Annotated in this window: 20 protein-coding genes; 9 read left to right on the top strand and 11 right to left on the bottom strand. The window is 39.3% G+C overall.

What is annotated here, in order from left to right; all coding sequences use genetic code 11:
• Nucleotides 1-49 precede the first annotated feature (49 nt).
• From MKX65_RS05145 to fabL, 7 genes are all read right to left on the bottom strand, one after another.
• Complete coding sequence (locus MKX65_RS05145) at nucleotides 50-1015, bottom strand: ABC transporter ATP-binding protein (RefSeq protein ID WP_340902687.1); 966 nt, start codon at nucleotides 1013-1015, stop codon at nucleotides 50-52.
• Nucleotides 1008-1997, bottom strand: a complete 990-nt coding sequence (locus MKX65_RS05140) for an ABC transporter ATP-binding protein (RefSeq protein ID WP_340902686.1) — start codon at nucleotides 1995-1997, stop codon at nucleotides 1008-1010. The genes MKX65_RS05145 and MKX65_RS05140 overlap by 8 nt, the downstream gene beginning before the upstream one ends.
• Before the next feature lie 213 nt (nucleotides 1998-2210).
• Nucleotides 2211-3959: an ABC transporter ATP-binding protein gene (locus MKX65_RS05135; RefSeq protein ID WP_160548975.1), complete on the bottom strand. Its 1749-nt coding sequence runs from the start codon at nucleotides 3957-3959 to the stop codon at nucleotides 2211-2213.
• A gap of 85 nt (nucleotides 3960-4044) precedes the next feature.
• Entirely contained in the window at nucleotides 4045-4575 is a 531-nt protein-coding gene (gene ntdP / locus MKX65_RS05130; protein WP_160548993.1) for a nucleoside tri-diphosphate phosphatase, read from the bottom strand.
• Nucleotides 4576-4785: 210 nt separating this feature from the next.
• A complete protein-coding gene (locus MKX65_RS05125) occupies nucleotides 4786-5043 on the bottom strand; it encodes a YgaB family protein (RefSeq protein WP_340902684.1) in 258 nt (85 codons plus the stop codon).
• 162 nt (nucleotides 5044-5205) lie between these two features.
• Complete coding sequence (locus MKX65_RS05120; RefSeq protein WP_340902683.1) at nucleotides 5206-5382, bottom strand: gamma-type small acid-soluble spore protein; 177 nt, start codon at nucleotides 5380-5382, stop codon at nucleotides 5206-5208.
• 72 nt (nucleotides 5383-5454) lie between these two features.
• On the bottom strand, nucleotides 5455-6204 hold the full coding sequence (gene fabL / locus MKX65_RS05115; protein ID WP_340902681.1) for an enoyl-[acyl-carrier-protein] reductase FabL: 750 nt from the start codon (nucleotides 6202-6204) through the stop codon (nucleotides 5455-5457).
• A 106-nt stretch (nucleotides 6205-6310) separates the two neighbouring features.
• Here fabL and MKX65_RS05110 point away from each other — a divergent pair, with 106 nt between their 5' ends.
• Nucleotides 6311-6535, top strand: a complete 225-nt coding sequence (locus tag MKX65_RS05110; RefSeq protein WP_160548979.1) for a hypothetical protein — start codon at nucleotides 6311-6313, stop codon at nucleotides 6533-6535.
• Between the two features lie 54 nt (nucleotides 6536-6589).
• Here MKX65_RS05110 and mutY read toward each other — a convergent pair whose 3' ends face one another.
• Nucleotides 6590-7684 (bottom strand): A/G-specific adenine glycosylase, encoded by a 1095-nt coding sequence (gene mutY, locus MKX65_RS05105; RefSeq protein ID WP_160548980.1) that lies wholly within the window; start codon nucleotides 7682-7684, stop codon nucleotides 6590-6592.
• A 216-nt stretch (nucleotides 7685-7900) separates the two neighbouring features.
• On the opposite strand from mutY, the gene MKX65_RS05100 reads away from it, so the two are divergent.
• Nucleotides 7901-8881: a metal-dependent hydrolase gene (locus MKX65_RS05100; RefSeq protein WP_340902680.1), complete on the top strand. Its 981-nt coding sequence runs from the start codon at nucleotides 7901-7903 to the stop codon at nucleotides 8879-8881.
• 33 nt (nucleotides 8882-8914) lie between these two features.
• Here the strand turns inward: MKX65_RS05100 and MKX65_RS05095 are convergent, their stop codons facing one another.
• On the bottom strand, nucleotides 8915-9184 hold the full coding sequence (locus MKX65_RS05095) for a YfhJ family protein (protein WP_160548982.1): 270 nt from the start codon (nucleotides 9182-9184) through the stop codon (nucleotides 8915-8917).
• A gap of 96 nt (nucleotides 9185-9280) precedes the next feature.
• Between MKX65_RS05095 and MKX65_RS05090 the strand changes: the two genes are divergently transcribed.
• On the top strand, nucleotides 9281-9433 hold the full coding sequence (locus MKX65_RS05090; protein ID WP_340902678.1) for a small, acid-soluble spore protein K: 153 nt from the start codon (nucleotides 9281-9283) through the stop codon (nucleotides 9431-9433).
• Nucleotides 9434-9439: 6 nt separating this feature from the next.
• On the opposite strand, the gene MKX65_RS05085 is transcribed toward MKX65_RS05090, so the two are convergent.
• A complete protein-coding gene (locus tag MKX65_RS05085; protein ID WP_340902677.1) occupies nucleotides 9440-9784 on the bottom strand; it encodes a YfhH family protein in 345 nt (114 codons plus the stop codon).
• A gap of 81 nt (nucleotides 9785-9865) precedes the next feature.
• Between MKX65_RS05085 and MKX65_RS05080 the strand changes: the two genes are divergently transcribed.
• Entirely contained in the window at nucleotides 9866-10525 is a 660-nt protein-coding gene (locus MKX65_RS05080; protein ID WP_160548985.1) for an SDR family NAD(P)-dependent oxidoreductase, read from the top strand.
• A 6-nt stretch (nucleotides 10526-10531) separates the two neighbouring features.
• Here the strand turns inward: MKX65_RS05080 and recX are convergent, their stop codons facing one another.
• Entirely contained in the window at nucleotides 10532-11329 is a 798-nt protein-coding gene (recX, locus tag MKX65_RS05075; protein ID WP_340902676.1) for a recombination regulator RecX, read from the bottom strand.
• A gap of 102 nt (nucleotides 11330-11431) precedes the next feature.
• Between recX and MKX65_RS05070 the strand changes: the two genes are divergently transcribed.
• The 5 genes from MKX65_RS05070 (at nucleotide 11432) to MKX65_RS05050 (ending at nucleotide 17132) form a co-directional block, all read left to right on the top strand.
• Nucleotides 11432-12334, top strand: coding sequence for a TIGR01777 family oxidoreductase (locus MKX65_RS05070; RefSeq protein ID WP_340902675.1), 903 nt, complete (start codon nucleotides 11432-11434; stop codon nucleotides 12332-12334).
• Between the two features lie 75 nt (nucleotides 12335-12409).
• Entirely contained in the window at nucleotides 12410-12538 is a 129-nt protein-coding gene (locus MKX65_RS05065; protein WP_084362114.1) for a YfhE family protein, read from the top strand.
• 92 nt (nucleotides 12539-12630) lie between these two features.
• Nucleotides 12631-12801 (top strand): YfhD family protein, encoded by a 171-nt coding sequence (locus MKX65_RS05060; RefSeq protein WP_160548988.1) that lies wholly within the window; start codon nucleotides 12631-12633, stop codon nucleotides 12799-12801.
• A gap of 363 nt (nucleotides 12802-13164) precedes the next feature.
• A complete protein-coding gene (pepT, locus tag MKX65_RS05055; RefSeq protein WP_340902671.1) occupies nucleotides 13165-14400 on the top strand; it encodes a peptidase T in 1236 nt (411 codons plus the stop codon).
• 353 nt (nucleotides 14401-14753) lie between these two features.
• Nucleotides 14754-17132: an immune inhibitor A domain-containing protein gene (locus tag MKX65_RS05050; protein ID WP_340902670.1), complete on the top strand. Its 2379-nt coding sequence runs from the start codon at nucleotides 14754-14756 to the stop codon at nucleotides 17130-17132.
• The last annotated feature ends 90 nt before the right edge of the window (nucleotides 17133-17222 follow it).

Below are 17222 nucleotides of genomic sequence, written 5' to 3'. Positions count from 1 at the left end.
AGAGTTCATTACTCTCTTTTTTATTTATCATCCATGCCTCAAGCACTCTTTAGTAAAGGTGACATGCGGCAAAGTGACCAGGTTCAACTTCTTTCATTTCAGGTCTTGATGTTTTACAAATATCCATACAATCCCGGCAACGTGTGTGAAACGCACAACCCATTGGAGGGTTAGAAGGGCTTGGAAGATCTCCGCTTAAAAGCTCTCGATCCTTTTTGATATCTGGGTCAGGTATCGGAATGGAATCAAGTAAAGCTCTTGTGTACGGGTGGAGAGGCTTTTCGTAAAGCTTCTCTGATTCAGTGATTTCTACCAATCTACCTAAATACATAACTCCCACTCGATCACTAATATGTTTGACTACTCCAAGATCATGCGCAATAAAGATATAGGTTAAACCAAAGTCCTTTTGCAGATCCTCAAGAAGGTTTAACACCTGTGATTGAATGGATACGTCAAGTGCGGAAACCGGTTCATCAGCTATAATAAGCTTTGGCTTGGTCATTAATGCACGAGCAATCCCTATCCGTTGCCTTTGACCACCGCTGAATTGATGCGGGTATCTTTTCGCATGGTAGCTGCTTAAACCTACCACCTCAAGCATTTCTCTCACTCTTCTTTTTCGCTCTTCCTTATCACCAATTCCATGTACGATCAACGGTTCTTCGAGAATCTTTTCAACTGTATGGCGAGGATTTAAAGAGGCAAAAGGGTCCTGAAAGACCATTTGAATTTCTTTTCTCATTTTTCTCATGGCATTTGAATTTAGGCTTGTTAATTCTTGATCCTCAAAAACAACCTTACCCTCTGTGGCTTCTAGCAAACGCATTAATACACGGCCAGTTGTTGATTTACCACAACCTGATTCACCAACTAGACCTAGCGTTTCTCCCTTTCGAACATAAAAACTAACATCATCAACTGCTTTAACATGTCCGACTGTTTTTCCAAACAATCCGCCTGTAATAGGAAAATATTTTTTTAGATTATCCACTTTCAATAAAACATCAGTCATGAGCAACAACTCCTTCATGGAGGAAGCATCTTACACTTTGACCATTCTCCAATTGATAGAGTTTTGGATCCTCTATGAAACAACGATCGTGCGCCTTTTCACAGCGGGCTGCGAAACGACAGCCTTTTTGTATGGATCCAGGCTTCGGAACGTTTCCAGGAATGGAATAAAGTCGCTCCTTTTTCTCTCTAACATCTGGTACTGATTGTAATAGTCCCATCGTGTATGGATGCTTTGGATTTTTGAATATGTCTCTTACTTCTGCTTCCTCAACAATTTTCCCCGCATACATGACGATGACCCTCTGACAAAGGTCTGCGACTACCCCTAGATCATGGGTAATCATGACGATTGCTGTATCCAGTTTTTCATTCAAATCCTTCATTAACGCTAGAATTTGCGCCTGTATCGTAACATCCAATGCGGTTGTCGGTTCGTCGGCAATTAGTAGTCGCGGGTGACAGGAAAGGGCCATCGCAATCATGACACGCTGTCTCATGCCACCTGATAGCTGATGAGGGTATTCATCGATTATTTGTTCAGCACGTGGAAGTCCAACAAGCTTTAACATCTGGATCGCTTCGTTTCGCGCTTCTTTTTTACTCATTTTCTTATGTATTCGTATTCCTTCTATTAATTGATTTCCTATTGTAAAAAGCGGATTAAGGGAAGTCATCGGTTCTTGGAAAATCATCGCAACTTCATTGCCTCTTATCTCACGCATTCTTTTCTCTGAAGCTTGAACAAGATTTTCACCATTTAACCAGATCTCGCCATTGGTTATTTTCCCTGGTGGCTGGGGAATGAGCTTCATAATAGACAAGGACGTTACACTCTTTCCACATCCTGATTCACCAACGATTCCAAGAATCTCACCCTTATTTACAGAGAAGCTGATTTGGTCAACGGCAGGAATCTCTCCATCTGTGGAAAAAAAGGTCGTCTGGAGCTGTTTTACATCTAATACTGGAGTTTGACTCACAAGGTTACTCCTCTCTTACTGAATATTCAATTCATTCTTTTTTTTCATTTTATTCTATAAATACTGGTAAGTCTACAACTATTTCTCAATCTTACTAATTTTTAGAATAATATGTTAACATAGTAATTTTTTATTGCCATCCTCTCTATCTTATGAATAAGTCTAAGGAGACATGACAAAAAGCCCCCGAAGGTTTATCCCTCGGGGGTGATGTTAATGCTCTAACTGTTGAATTTGGAATAATTTATAATAGTTTCCTTGCTTTTTCATCAGTTCTTCATGCTTTCCGATTTCAGTAATCTCCCCATTCTCTATCAAGACTATTCGGTCTGCATGAGTGATCGTAGACAGTCGGTGAGCAACAATAAAGGTTGTTCGGTCTTTTGCAAGCTTTTCAAAAGCCTCTTGAATTAATGCCTCACTCTCTAGATCTAGAGCCGAAGTGGCCTCATCCATCACAAGAATTGGTGGATTTTTAATAAATACTCTGGCAATAGCTATCCGTTGCTTTTGCCCACCAGAAAGTTTGACGCCTCTTTCTCCTACCTTCGTTTCGTATCCTTCAGGTAGGTTCATGATAAATTCGTGAGCATTCGCTGCCTTGGCAGCTGCAATTACCTCTTCGTCTGATGCCCCTGGTTTAGCTAGTAAAATATTCTCTTTAACCGAATCACTAAATAAAATACTATCTTGTAAAACCATTCCTATCTTATCTCTGAGTGAGCGTACCTGTAAGGAACGGATATCTTGTCCATCCAAAAAAATCGCTCCACCTGTTACATCATAAAACCTAGGAATTAAACTTATCAAAGAGGATTTACCGCCTCCACTCATACCTACAAGTGCAATGGTCTCCCCTGGGGTCACTAGAAGATTTATATTTTTTAATATATCTTGTTCATTCTCATTGTATCGAAAATAGACATTTTGAAAGTGAACGTTTCCAACAACATTTTTACATTCAACTGCATCCGGTGAATCATCTATATCATACTTTTCATCCACAAATTCAAACACACGATCCATCGAGGCAATGGATTGGGTCAATGTGGTGGACGAATTAACCAATCTTCGTAACGGATTATAAAGTCGATCAATATAGGCAATAAATGCCACCATTTCTCCTATCGAAAGATTTCCTTGAACAACCTGATAGCCTGAATATCCAATGACAATGAGCGGAGCGATGTCTGTTATCGTATTTACAACCGAAAAGGCTTTCGCATTCCATTTTGTATGGTCTAGCGCTTTTGTTAGAAAATTCCTATTTTGCTTATCAAAGCGTTCCTGCTCATAGTCTTCTACTGCAAAACTTTTAATAACAGACATTCCTTGAACTCTCTCATGCAGAAAACTTTGGACTTCAGCAAGAGCCTGTGACCTTTTTCTGGTAAGTCCCCGTAAATTGCCGAAGAAATACTTTACGGAAAAGGCGTAAAAAGGAAACAAAACAAGTGAAACAAGAGTTAACTTAACATCCATCATCATCATTAAGATGATGGCAATTGCTATAGTGGCCATATCTAGCCATAAATTCATTAGTCCTGTAATGACAAATGTTTTTGTTTGCTCCACGTCATTTATAACACGTGAGATGACTTCCCCCGCTTTGTTATTTGAATAGAATTTGAAACTCAATTTTTGAATATGCGTGTAAAGCTTGTCTCTTATATCGTATAAAATCTTACTCGCAACCCATTGGGCATAGTATTGTCGATAGTATTCAATTGGCGGTCTAGCAACAACAAAAATAACCATCATAATGGCCATGATCATTAATAGCTTACTCGTTTTTTCATCAGCCGATAATGTTTGATTACCAACGATATCATCTAGGACATATTTAATTAAAATCGGAATTAATAGCGGTATGACAAACTTAATGATTCCAATAATGATTGTCCCGATGATTTGTAATCGATACGGTTTTACAAAGTGTAAATACCTTCGAATGCTACTCATCTTGACACCCTCCATTCAGCCCTTACTCACATAAAGAAAAACCTGTTGCAACTAGTGACAACAGGCGTTTTCTTTCGTTAAATGATTACCGTCTGTATGTTAAATATCTTTCGTACCATGTATCAATAAAATCTGGTGCAAAAGGTCCTTTTCCTTGGCGAATCCAACTAATCAGGTTGTCCACATTTGCGCGAAGAATTTTATCAATGACTTCCGGGTAGTTCATTTCAATACGATGACGCTCGTACTCATCCTCGTCTAACAAATTAAAAGTCATATCTGGAAACACTTTAATATCAAGGTCATAGTCAATGTATTTTAATGCTTCTCCATCAAAAATAAATGGGGAGCTTATGTTGCAATAATAATACACTCCATCTTCACGTATCATTCCGATGACATTAAACCAGTATTGAGAATGAAAATAACATATAGCTGGTTCTCTAGTAATCCACGTTCTTCCATCCGATTCAGTTACGATGGTACGGTCATTTCCACCAATGACTAATCCTTGCGTTCCCTTTAATACGGTAGTCTCCTCCCATACTCGATGGATGTGACCATTATGTTTGTAACTATGTATTTGGATCGGTTCACCTTCCATGGGTACGCCCATTTTTCTCCCTACTTTCATTAATCGAACGCTCCCGAAACCTAAAAAATGCTAATATAATAAAAGTTTTCCTCAAAAGGTTACAAAGAACATTTCCTGTTTTCTACTATTATAACGGTAAAACATCGAATTTAAAACAAAGAGCCCTTGAAATTTCTCAAAGGCTTTAATAATTTACGTATAAAATTAGTAAAATTGTGTTTTTTTCTCTTTTTATCTTTTTAAAGCTGTTTCTGCTTCTTGATATGAGCGAATAAGCTCCTCCGTTTGTCTTTCAAAAATTTGGTGAATATCGCGCAAATCCTGCTTCATTTGCTGAATCTCATCCTGAATACTTTCCATCTTCGCATGCTTTTGCAGCAATCTCAATTCCTCTTCAATTTCCTGACAGCGTTCAAGCTCTGTTTGTATGTATAGTAGCTTTTCCATTGTAGCCATTTGTTCACCAACTAATCGTGAAAAATCACTCACCATCGTCCACCGCCTTCTTTTTCGATATATATACTATTCGGTAAGCTTCATGAGTTTCCTTTGACTAGTTATGTAGACGTATTAGAAGTTTTGTCGAAGAGGTGAATAAAAATAAATAAGGTGCTCTTTCCGATTAGAAAGAGCACCTTACTGTGGTTAATATTAAGAGTTTTGGCCTTTGCGAGACTCAGCTTGAGCGTTTTGTTGACGTACTTGTTGTACGTTAGTTTCGCTTGCGAACTCAGTACCGAATTGACCTTGTCCAGCTGAAGCAGCGTTTTGTTGTCTCACTTCTTGAACGTTAGTTCCAGATTGAGTTTTGTTTGGTTGCTTTGCCATTGTAATCACCTCCACAGAAATTAATTTATCCAAGAGGTGATTGGTCTATCCTAAAGAAATTTTTTCCATTTTTTAAACTAGTAAGGAAATTCCTCCATCAACGATTATTGTTTGTCCACGAATCATATCGGATCCATCGCTTAATAAGAACATGATCGTGTTCACCATATCATCAATTTCAACCATTCTCCCTGCAGGTGTTTTTTGTCTTGCTTCTTCCAACATTTCTTCACGATTTGGAAAATGAAGAAGTGCCTCCGTATCAATTGCCCCACCTGAAACAGCATTCACTCGAATGTTTTTTGGTGCTAACTCCACAGCTAAATAACGAGTAAGTGCTTCAAGTGCTGCCTTAGATACACCAACAGTTGTGTAATTTTCCAAATAGCGAATGGACCCAAGTGAGCTGATACTCACAATTTTTCCTCCGCCATTTTTCTCCATCAGTTTTGCCGCTTCTTGAGCACAAAATAAGAGTGCCTTGCTATTAATGTTCATCGTCCATTCCCAGTGAGATTCTTCAAGTTCCATGGCTGGGCGAAGAACACCTGATGCAGCATTACTTACAAATACATCGAGTCTTCCAAAATGAGCACCAATTTCTTCAAACATCGTTTTAATTTTACTAACATCACCAACATTTGCTTTAACAACTAATGCCTTTCTACCAAGAGCCTCAATTTCTGCTGCTGTTTCTAACGCCGCTTTTTTGCTGCGAGCATAGTTAACGACAATATCGTATCCTTCTTTTGCTAATCGTAGGGCAGTTGATTTTCCAATCCCTCTACTACTTCCTGTAATTAATGCTACTTTATTTGTCATATGTAACATATCCCTTCATTTACTATTAATTTTTCTTTTATATGAATAGTTCACAAATAAGATTACCACAATACATCTATAAGAAAAATAGAGGATGTGTGAGACAATGTATGTAGGTCGAGATATGACAGAACTCTCCATGATACCAAAAACGGATTGGAAAAAAGAAGAGTTGGCTTTTTTTCATCACTCTCTTCAACAAATTATGCCGTATTTAAATTCAGAAGGTGTCACTATTCACCGAGAGATTATTAAGGAAATTGAACAGCGTGGTGGGCTTCATCGAAATGAGGCAGACTGGACGCATGGAACTAGGATTTCTTACGATTAATTTTAAAAACGGAAGTGACCATATATAGAAAAAACGCCACATGGAAAGTGGCGTTTACTCTTTTTTATAGTATTGACGAAGCATTTTCTGATGGGAAACCGGAAAGGCAAAGCTTTCTATTTCCTCCTGGTCAACCAGCTTCAAAGTATCTGATGATTTGATAGGCTCTACTAGTGTTCCTTCATATACATTAATATTCCATACAAGATGTGAGAAAACATGTTCAATATGGCCTACAAGCTCCCCTATATCACATTGAATTTCATATTCTTCCTTTAGATTAGATAATAACTGCTCTCTATCCCCTAATACAGGAAGATGGATTTCTACATTTGGAAACTGCCACAAATTCGCTAGCAAACCGGAAGAAGGTCGCTTTTGAATAACCGTTCGTCCCTCAGTATCTTTCAGAACAACTGCTGCAAGTTGAACTTTTCGTTGTTTTTTTGCTTTCGTTTTAACAGGCAATTCGTTTTGAGTTCCTTCCTCGAAGGCATGACAGTGTTCACGAACCGGACAGAGCAAACATGATGGCGAAGTTGGCGTACAAATTAATGCACCTAGTTCCATTAATGCTTGGTTAAAATATGATGGGTTTTCATGCGAAATAAAGGCGCGAACAGCTTCCTCGAACACTTTTCTACTAGATGCTTTCGCAATATCATCCCAAATCGAAAGAATCCTGGAAAATACTCGCATGACATTCCCATCAACGGCTGGTTCAGGTACTCCATAGGCTATTGATAGAATGGCGCCTGCCGTATAGGGACCAACCCCTTTTAAGCTGGAGATTTCTTTTGGTGTATTTGGTACTTTTCCTCCATATTGCTCATGAACCTCTCGAACCGCTGATTGAAGATTACGGACTCTTGAATAATAGCCTAAGCCTTCCCAAGCTTTTAATACTTTTTCCTCATCAGCATTAGATAAAGCTTCTATTGTAGGGAACTCTGAAATAAATCGGTTAAAATACGGAATGACTGTATCGACTCTTGTTTGCTGAAGCATAATCTCCGATACCCAGACTTTGTAAGGATCTTGGTCTTTCCGCCATGGAAGATCTCTCTGCTCTCTTTCAAACCAGCCGATTAAATCCTTTTGAAATTCCTTTTTATTTATATTTGTTACGTTTTTTAAAGAATTGGACATTTTTTTGCCTCCAAAAAATTAAACAAGTACATACTAAGAGAATATAATAGCTTATCCCATTCATATTTTACGAAAACTTTAAATTGGACAATGATTATACAGTAATTATTACAACTACTTTAAAGTAACGATTAATCACTATTTTTACAAGAAGATTATTGATAAAATTAAGATAAGAGAAGGATAAAATATTTCCTAAAAAGGAGGGAGATTCCTTTGGATACCGGTACACACGTAGTGATGGGATTAGCTTTAGGAGGACTTGCGACGCTCGACCCTGTTGTAGCAAGCAGCTCCGCCACAGCCACTAGTGTCATGATTGCCACTCTTGTTGGCTCACAAGCTCCCGATATTGACACCGTATTGAAGCTTAGAAACAATGCCGTTTATATTCGTAACCATCGTGGAATCACACACTCCATCCCAGCTGTTTTGCTTTGGCCATTGGCCATCATAGCTGTTATTTATCCAATATTTCCAGATGCCAATTTACTTCACTTATGGCTTTGGACCTTTTTAGCTGTGTTTTTTCATGTCTTTGTTGATATTTTCAATGCATATGGTACGCAGGCGTTACGGCCATTTTCTTCTAAATGGGTGGCGCTTGGTATTATTAACACGTTTGATCCATTTATTTTTGCGATGCATATTGTTGGGATACTCGCTTGGGTGTTTGGAGCACATCCCGGTTACACGTTTATTGGTGTGTATGCCGTTTTGGTTGCCTACTATATTTTTCGATTTATTACTCAGCGAAAGGTTTATCATGCGGTGAAAAAACTGGTTCCAGATGCAACAGACATCATCATTGCTCCCACTATGAAATTTCACCAGTGGCGAATTGCTGTCATGAATAAGAACCAATTCTTCGTTGGACGTGCTCATGATAATAAAGTACGAATTCTTGACCAGTTTAAACGCGTCGCTGTCCCTGAGACCCCCGTTCTTGAAGCAGCCAAGCTAGATAAAAACCTTTCCGCTTTTCTATCGTTTTCTCCTGTTTATCGGTGGGAAGTGGATGAGTATGATACGTATTACGAAGTACGTTTTATTGACTTACGCTATCGTAGTAACGGTCATTATCCATTTGTGGCGATTGTTCAACTAGATCTTGAACTTAATATCCTTTCCTCTTATACGGGTTGGATCTTTAGCGAAGAAAAATTACGTAAAAAGCTGGATATTATCCCTGGATAACGAAAAGCGATGTCTCCGGTAGACATCGCTTTTTTAATGAAGTTCACTTGGGTCTTGCTCTAACAGATGCTTATATTTCGGATTAGAAGCAACAAAATCATGAAGCTTGTCACCATAATAATCGATCCATTGTCGAACAATTCTTTCAGTCATCTCACTTCCTCGGTAGGAGTAACCGGCCTTTGCTCTTGTTGTTTCAAAATCATCCCACAAAAGCTCCACCCATGTCTGGGCCTGTCCATACGAAAGTTTATCATTTTTTTCTAATAATAATTCAATTAGTTTTTGCTGATAATGTTCCATTCTTTTCACCTCTTTTCCAGTTATCGATCCCCTATAAGTTAAGCATACTAAGAGTGCTTGATTATTTCATCATTCATCTTTTAGGAGGGTCATGCGATGCGAAATAAAGCAAAGGATTTTGCAAACCAAAACAGTAATAAATTCCAGGGTGAACCAAGGGCAAAACCTGAATTTGCTTCCAAAAGAGCGGATGGAACCATTAATACTCATCCACAAGAACGGATGAAAAATTCAAGTACTCGAGGGTAAATAAAATTATCGGGAATCAGCCTGTCTGGTTCCCTCTTTTCTCAACATCGAGATTGGTAATGCCTCTTCCTGTTTGTTCCCCACTAATCGATAACCCCACGCAAACACTCCGTTTAAATAATCAATTCTAAAATAGGCGCCTGGATCTCCTTCAATTTCATATATCTCACCAGGCTTAAAATCTAATGGATTTAATAAATACGCTTTGGCCATTATTGCTTTTCTTTCTAATACGGCATATTCGTTTACCATACCTAACTGCTCTGCTTTTCTTGCCTTCTCATTCAGTTTAGCTATTTCTTGATGTAATTCAAATTCTGAAAGTTCACTGTAACGTTTTTCTTTTTCCATCCCAACCACCTGCTTCTTAGGCTGTATTTTCGTATACGTAATGGTACCATAATATTATCTCAGACGAAAGGAAGATACATATTGGATTCGGTTATTATCACAGGAGCTGGAACGGGTCTAGGCCGAGAGTTAGCTTTAAAGTATGGAAAGGAAGGCTACCATCTTATTTTAGTTGGAAGGTCAGAAGAAAGCCTATCAGAAGTTAGAAAGCAATTAAATAACGCTCATATTATGGTTATGGATATACGTAACAAACAGGAAGTAGACGCGAACATTCAATCCCTTCTAAAGGAGTATAAAGTAGTCGGACTTATAAACAATGCTGGCATTGGTTTCTTCGGTCCTTTTGATAAAATAAGGGAAAATGAGATCGAGGAGATGTTTCAAACGAATGTCCTCGGAACCATGTATATGACTCAAGCTGTTCTTCCAAATATATGCAAATTAGACGGAAGCTTTGTTATGAATATCATTTCAACCGCTGGGCTGCGGGGAAAAGTGAATGAGTCGGCGTATGTTGCAAGTAAATTTGCCGTTCGAGGCTTTACTGAAAGCATACAGAAGGAATACGAAGAAAAACCTGTTCTTATTTCGGCGGTGTATATGGGGGGTATGAACACACCTTTTTGGAAAGATTCCGAACATGTAAAGGACCCTTCCAAATTCCGTTCTCCAGCAGAAGTGGCAGAGATTATTTTTTCACAGAAAGAGAAAGAATGTGTCGTGATTGAGTCCAAATAAACGATTTTATTTGGACTCTAAATACTGTGTTATAGTGTCAATGGAAAAACCTTTTCGATAAAGGGCTTGCTTCATTTTTTGTTCATACTCATATCCAGTATATTTACTGTATTTACGTTCCAACTTTTCTGCTTGATAACGCAATGACTCCATTTCTTCGTTATCACTTGTTTCTTCGATTTGCTCAAGAGCAACTTGGTTGACCTGTGAGTTATATCCTTTTCTGAATAAAAGTTGGTCGATCTTTTGTTTCATGATTTTCTGTGATTCTTGTTTGTTTTTCTTCATATATTTCTCACATAAAGCAACCGCTTTTTCAAGCTGTAGTTCAAATGGAAACTCATCCATCGCTTCTAGAATATATGTTTCAGCTATTCCTTTTTCCTTCAGTTCTCTCTTGATAACGGTTGGTCCTTTATCCGTTGTATTCATTTGAGTTCTTACATAGGCAAAGGCAAGCTGTTCATCATTTAGAAATTGGTATTCGTTCAGTTTATGAATGACCTCTTGAATGATTACCTCATCCACTTCTTTTTCAACTAAATGTTTTCTTACTTCAGCTTCTGTTCGCATCATTCGTGATAAATAATTTACTGCTGTGTTGTAAGCTTTTCGTATATCATCTGAATACGCTATTTCCGATAAGAGAAGGTCATCAAGCTCCATACCCTTTTTCAGGCTGTGTTTGATTAGTACGTCCTCATCCACACTAAAACCATATTCTTCTCCTTTTCCATGATCAAGGAAAATATTATAACGATCGGTTCGTTTTTTTTGAACAGTTATTTTTGTGATTGTTGGCATCTTTATTCACCTCTTGTAGTAATGTAGCACATTTGAGTACGCTGAAAATGAAGGCAATCTTGTAGAATAAAAGTAAATGATTTTTTATAAGGAGGAAAGCTGATGCGAATTGCCATAACAGGCGGGACTGGACTTGTCGGCAATGCTCTTACTGAATCTCTCAGAGCGGACGGACATGATCTTTATATTTTAACGCGTAATCCCGAAAATGGGTATCAAAAAGGGGTCACTTATGTGAAGTGGCTTTCAAGTAGGGCAGATCCTGCTAGCGAGCTTGAGGCTGTTGATGTATTCATTAATCTCGCCGGGGAGTCCATTAATAGTGGACGATGGTCAGATAAAAGGAAAGCATCCATATTAAATAGCAGAGTAAGCGCAACGAACGAGGTAGTTTCTATCATAAAACACTTAAAGCAAAAACCAAAATTACTTATCAATGCCAGCGCGATAGGCTTTTATGGTACCTCCACTGTCGATACTTTTACTGAAGCAACCGAAAAAGCAGGTGATGATTTCCTTGCTCAGACGGTGGAAAAATGGGAGGCCGCAACCTTTGAGGCTAGAGAGTTTGGGGTGCGAACTGTATTTGCTCGCTTTGGAGTCATTTTAGACAAAAAAGATGGTGCTCTGCCGAGAATCGCTCTTCCTTATCATTTGTTTGCAGGAGGAACGGTTGGTTCTGGGGATCAATGGCTTTCTTGGATACATATAAAAGATGTCGTTAGCGGACTTCGGCATGTAATTGAATCAACTGAGCTGGCTGGTCCCGTCAATTTTTGTGCTCCTCATGCAGTGACGATGAAGAGTTTTGGAAAAACACTTGGGTCGGTCTTAAATCGTCCCCACTGGATACCTGCCCCATCGTTTGCGCTTCAACTTTTACTTGGTGAAATGAGCATGCTTGTGCTCGAAGGACAAAAAGTTATTCCTGAAAAGTTAATTAAGAGTGGGTTTTCGTTCACCTTTCCGACTCTTGAAGAAGCTCTTTCTAATATTTACTCATAAAAGAAGTATGCAAATGGAGTGTTAAGGTAAAAATTAGTAACGTGATTACTACCTTAATGAAAGGATGTTTTTTGAATGAGTGATAAGAAGAAAAAGGATAAGTCTAAAAGCACGTTGTCGAGCATGCAAGAGGTCACTTACTCACGTGAGTTCAAGCTTGCTGACCAAGCAGGAGGATTCTCTGGTAAAAAGTCGAGACATTAAACTTTTTCCATTCATAACAATGTCCGGGAAGGTAAAGGATAAAAGTACGGGAATATGTTACATTTCCGTACTTTTTTCTATGAAAGGGGCAGATGGCATTGAGTAAAAAACAAACACTTCCACAAACACCAAAGAATTTGAAATCAGACGGGTTGGATGTAGAATTTAGCCGTGACCTAGCAGACCATGACGACTTAGAAGCAATGGCTCGTTCAAAAGCGGCAGATAAGCGTGCTAAAAACGGACAAAACCAAAAGTTCTAAGCAAGAGACCGAAGTTGTGCACAACATTATCCACAGTCTTGTGGATAATGTTAACAATTCATCTTAAATATGTATATAAAGGGCTCCCCTAACCAACAGTTATTCACACCCCCTGTGCAAAACCGGGTGAAAACTGGGTGACAGACACCCTTCGTGGACACTTTATGCTGTTTTGTCCACGGAGGGTGTCTGTCACCGCTCGTGGACACTTCGGGGTGGTTTGTCCACCTGTGATGGACAGACCCCCCATTTTCCCTCGTTAAAAATGGGGCATGACACTGGTTTTCCTCTATGATAATATGATTCTTGTAGTTACATAAATTTAGTAACTCGAATTATCACCCAAAGGAGCTGAATTGTGCTTTGAAAATCGAGTTGATTGATCGTTTTATTTCTTATGTTGTTATTGACACACAATCAAATGACGAAAGCAACACCTGCCCTTCCACCCCTGGACAGCTTATTCTTGCTAATAAACTAGTAGATGAGCTAAAGTCCATTGGCCTAGAAGATGTTAGTATAGATGACAATGGCTATGTGATGGCCACCCTTCCAGCAAATACAGATAAAAAAGTTCCAACGATTGGTTTCTTAGCCCATCTGGACACCGCGACCGATTTTACCGGCAACGGAGTGAATCCATTACTTCATGATAATTATGACGGCAACGATATCCTACTCAACGAAGACCTACATATTGTCCTTTCACCAAAGGATTTTCCTAATTTAAAAAACTACATCGGACATCATTTAATTACAACCGATGGAACTACTTTACTTGGCGCTGATAATAAAGCGGGAATAGCTGAAATTATGACTGCTATGGCTTACTTGGTACAGCATCCGGAGATTAAACATGGGAAAATTCGAGTTGCGTTTACACCTGATGAGGAAATTGGACGTGGTCCACATAAATTTGATGTAGATAAATTCGCTGCCACATATGCCTATACCGTGGATGGGGGCCCTATCGGCGAGCTTCAATACGAAAGTTTCAGTGCTGCTGCTGCAAAGTTAACAATTAAAGGAAATAATATACACCCTGGTACGGCAAAAGGTAAAATGGTTAATTCAGCTAAAATAGCAATGGAATTAAACAGCCTTCTTCCAAGTGAAGAAGCACCGGAGTATACAGAGGGCTATGAAGGTTTCTACCATCTTCTTTCCTTCCATGGAGATGTTGAAAAGACTGTCCTTAGTTACATTATTCGTGATTTTGACCGATCAAGCTTCAATAATAGAAAAGCTACGATGGAAAAAATCGTTACTAACTTGAACGAAAAGTACGGGCAAGGAACCATTGTACTTGAGCTTCATGATCAATACTTTAATATGAGAGAGAAGATTGAACCGGTCAAAGAGATTGTTGATATTGCTCACAAGGCAATGACGAACCTTGGCATTGAGCCGATTATCGAGCCCATACGTGGAGGAACGGATGGTTCTCAACTTTCCTATATGGGGCTACCAACTCCAAATATTTTCACTGGTGGAGAGAACTTCCACGGGAAATTTGAGTTTATCTCCATTGATAACATGCTAAAGGCAACAAATGTGATAGTGGAAATCGCTCGACTATTTGAAGAAAAAACAAACTAAATGGTGACTGTGCGCCCCACGTGGACAAATCAGCCTAATTTGTCCACGGAGGGTGTCTGTCACCTTTTTTTAATCAACCACCTAGTCTATTAATCCTAAAAGAAATCAATATCCCTTCCTTAGGATGACATTCTCATATCTTCTTATTCTCTCCTTCTCATCCGTTTATCTATCCTTTTTATAGTAAAATATTCACAGTATTTCCATACATATACACAAGAATAATCAGTCACTTTTCCCTATAAACATTTTCAAATTATTCTGATATATTTGAATCACTCGTGTTACTAAATAATTGAAATTCTATATACCTTTTCAACTAGTAACATAGACCATCGGATGGAGGGAAAAATTTGAAAATCTCAAAAGTTATATCCTCGACCGCTGCTTTGGCACTATGTGTAGGGATGCTTTCTACAACTCTACCCTTTAGTTCAAAAATAGCAGCAGAATCAGCAAGTGGTTCACACGCTTCCCACTCACATGCAAGTGGTTCCCCCTTTGACCTCGGAATTGCCAATGACGAGCGATTAATCAAAATGCTAAAAGCTTCAGGTAAAATCACACAGAATGCAAGCCCAGCAGAGGCAGAAAAAGCTCTAAACAAATTCCTACAAAACAAAGCCACATCAGCTGAAAAAGAAGCTGGTGAGCTCCATGAAAAAGAAGAAGATGTTCGTACCGCTCTTCAAAAGGAAATGAAAAATTCTAGCTTAACAAACGGAAAAGGAAACAAGCTTGGTCAGACAAAGAAGCAATCCGTTGACTCTGTTCAAGAAGAAGCATGGGACGGTGGCATGCGTACAGATAAAGTACTTGTTGTGCTAATGGAATACCCTGACCTCCCTCACAATACTCTTACCCCTGAAGAAACCGATATGTACTACAAGGGTGAAGAGGCATACTCTCAGGCTCACTATCAGGACATGCTTTTTGGAACAGGTGGCTGGAAAGGTCCAGATGGTAAAACCTACGTATCTATGAAACAATATTATGAACAACAATCTGGTGGCAGTTACTCTGTCGAAGGTACGGTCGCTGGTTGGTATGAAGCAAGTCAACCGGCTGCTTATTACGGTGGAAACGTTCCTACTCCAGACGGTAGTGATGCACGACCTCGAACGTTAATTACTGAAGCACTCAAAGCTGCGGCAGCAGATCCAAATGTAAATCTTGAAGATTATGACGAATGGGATCGTTATGACCTTGATGGCGATGGAGATTACCTTGAGCCAGACGGACTGGTTGATCACCTAATGGTCATTCACTCTGGTGTTGGTGAAGAAGCAGGCGGTGGAAAAATAGGTGGAGACGCCATTTGGTCTCACCGTTGGAATCTTGGTTCTGTAACAAGAATTCCAGGTACTACAGCTACTGTCCCTTACTGGGGTGGAACAATGGCTGCTTACGACTACACAGTTGAACCTGAAGACGGGGCAGTTGGAGTAATGGCTCATGAATTCGGTCACGATTTAGGCCTTCCAGATGAATATGACACTCAATATACTGGAGCTGGCGAGGCTGTTGCCTACTGGTCAATCATGGCAAGTGGCAGCTGGGCAGGAGATCTTCCTGGTTCTATGCCAACCGGCTTTAGCCCATACATGAAAGAAATGCTACAAGCCTCTGCAGGTGGCAACTGGCAAACAGGTACTGAAATTGACATTGCAGATGTATCTAAAGCAGGAGTTGAAGTTCTTCTTGATGAAGCAGCTACAAAAGGTACGAATAACGATGTGTTAAAAGTAACACTTCCTGACAAAGAAACCGTCATCACTTCTCCCTACAGTGGAGAATCAATGTATTTCTCCGGTAGCGATAACGATTTAGATAACTCTTTATCTACTACTCTAGATTTATCAGATGCAACCTCTGCAAAGTTGACATTTAAAACTTGGTACGACATTGAAGTGGATTGGGATTATGCTTCTGTTCAGGTTAATGGTGAGACGATTCCAGGAAACCTAACAACAACAACTAATCCACATGACCAAAACCCTGGTCATGGAATTACAGGCTCTTCTAATGGAGAGTGGGTGGATGCAGAATTCGACTTATCAGCGTTTGTTGGTCAAGAGGTTGAACTATCTATCAACTACTGGACTGATGTAGCTGCAGTTCTTCCAGGTCTTTATGTAGACGATGTAGCAGTAAGTGTTAACGGCGAACAGGTAGTATTTGACGACACTGAAGGAGAATCATCATTCCTCTCTGATGGCTTCTCTAAATCAAACGGAGTTGTAACTTCCGAGCATTACTACCTACTTGAATGGCGTAGCCACAACGGCGTTGATGAAGGGTTAGCAAATATTCGTCGTGGTGCAAGCTTAATGAGCTATGACGAAGGCTTAGTCGTTTGGTATGTTGATAAAAAGTACGATTCTAACTGGACTGGAATTCATCCTGGGGATGGTTTTGTTGGTGTCGTTGACGCGGATCAGCACACGAATTACTGGAGTGATGGTGCAGTTGGTTCTACTCGCTACCAAATTCATGATGCAGCCTTCAATGTTAATAAAACAGATAAAATGTTCTTAGATTACACTAGTATTCTAGGAATCACGATGAAAGATAATTTTACTCAACGCTCTCCATTATTTGATGACAGTGCAGATTATTCAAACAAAGGCTTGGTTGATGCCGGACGTAACGTACCTCAATTGGGGTTAAAAGTTCGTGTAATTGGCCAAAGTGCTGACGGAACAGTAGGTAAAATCCTTCTATTTAAATAAGAACTAAGACGGACGATGGAGCACGCGCTCCATCGTCTTTTTTCTGTGGTATTTCCATTTTTTTCTGAAAATTGAAATCCTTTTTGATAT

This window comes from Robertmurraya sp. FSL R5-0851 (genome assembly GCF_038002965.1).
In the GTDB taxonomy this organism is placed as follows: domain Bacteria; phylum Bacillota; class Bacilli; order Bacillales; family Cytobacillaceae; genus Robertmurraya_A; species Robertmurraya_A beringensis.
This window is presented reverse-complemented; position numbering and strand designations above follow the sequence as displayed.

Excerpts from the sequence above, each read along its gene's own strand:
- MKX65_RS05135 (WP_160548975.1), bottom strand. The coding sequence starts at position 3,959 with ATGAGTAGCATTCGAAGGTATTTACACTTTGTAAAACCGTATCGATTA.
- MKX65_RS05090 (WP_340902678.1), top strand. The coding sequence starts at position 9,281 with ATGCGAAATAAAGCAAAGGATTTTGCAAACCAAAACAGTAATAAATTC.
- MKX65_RS05145 (WP_340902687.1), bottom strand. The coding sequence starts at position 1,015 with ATGACTGATGTTTTATTGAAAGTGGATAATCTAAAAAAATATTTTCCT.
- MKX65_RS05065 (WP_084362114.1), top strand. The coding sequence starts at position 12,410 with ATGAGTGATAAGAAGAAAAAGGATAAGTCTAAAAGCACGTTGTCGAGC.
- fabL (WP_340902681.1), bottom strand. The coding sequence starts at position 6,204 with ATGACAAATAAAGTAGCATTAATTACAGGAAGTAGTAGAGGGATTGGA.
- mutY (WP_160548980.1), bottom strand. The coding sequence starts at position 7,684 with ATGTCCAATTCTTTAAAAAACGTAACAAATATAAATAAAAAGGAATTT.
- recX (WP_340902676.1), bottom strand. The coding sequence starts at position 11,329 with ATGCCAACAATCACAAAAATAACTGTTCAAAAAAAACGAACCGATCGT.
- ntdP (WP_160548993.1), bottom strand. The coding sequence starts at position 4,575 with ATGGGCGTACCCATGGAAGGTGAACCGATCCAAATACATAGTTACAAA.
- MKX65_RS05120 (WP_340902683.1), bottom strand. The coding sequence starts at position 5,382 with ATGGCAAAGCAACCAAACAAAACTCAATCTGGAACTAACGTTCAAGAA.
- MKX65_RS05110 (WP_160548979.1), top strand. The coding sequence starts at position 6,311 with ATGTATGTAGGTCGAGATATGACAGAACTCTCCATGATACCAAAAACG.
- MKX65_RS05085 (WP_340902677.1), bottom strand. The coding sequence starts at position 9,784 with ATGGAAAAAGAAAAACGTTACAGTGAACTTTCAGAATTTGAATTACAT.
- MKX65_RS05070 (WP_340902675.1), top strand. The coding sequence starts at position 11,432 with ATGCGAATTGCCATAACAGGCGGGACTGGACTTGTCGGCAATGCTCTT.
- MKX65_RS05060 (WP_160548988.1), top strand. The coding sequence starts at position 12,631 with ATGGCATTGAGTAAAAAACAAACACTTCCACAAACACCAAAGAATTTG.
- MKX65_RS05095 (WP_160548982.1), bottom strand. The coding sequence starts at position 9,184 with ATGGAACATTATCAGCAAAAACTAATTGAATTATTATTAGAAAAAAAT.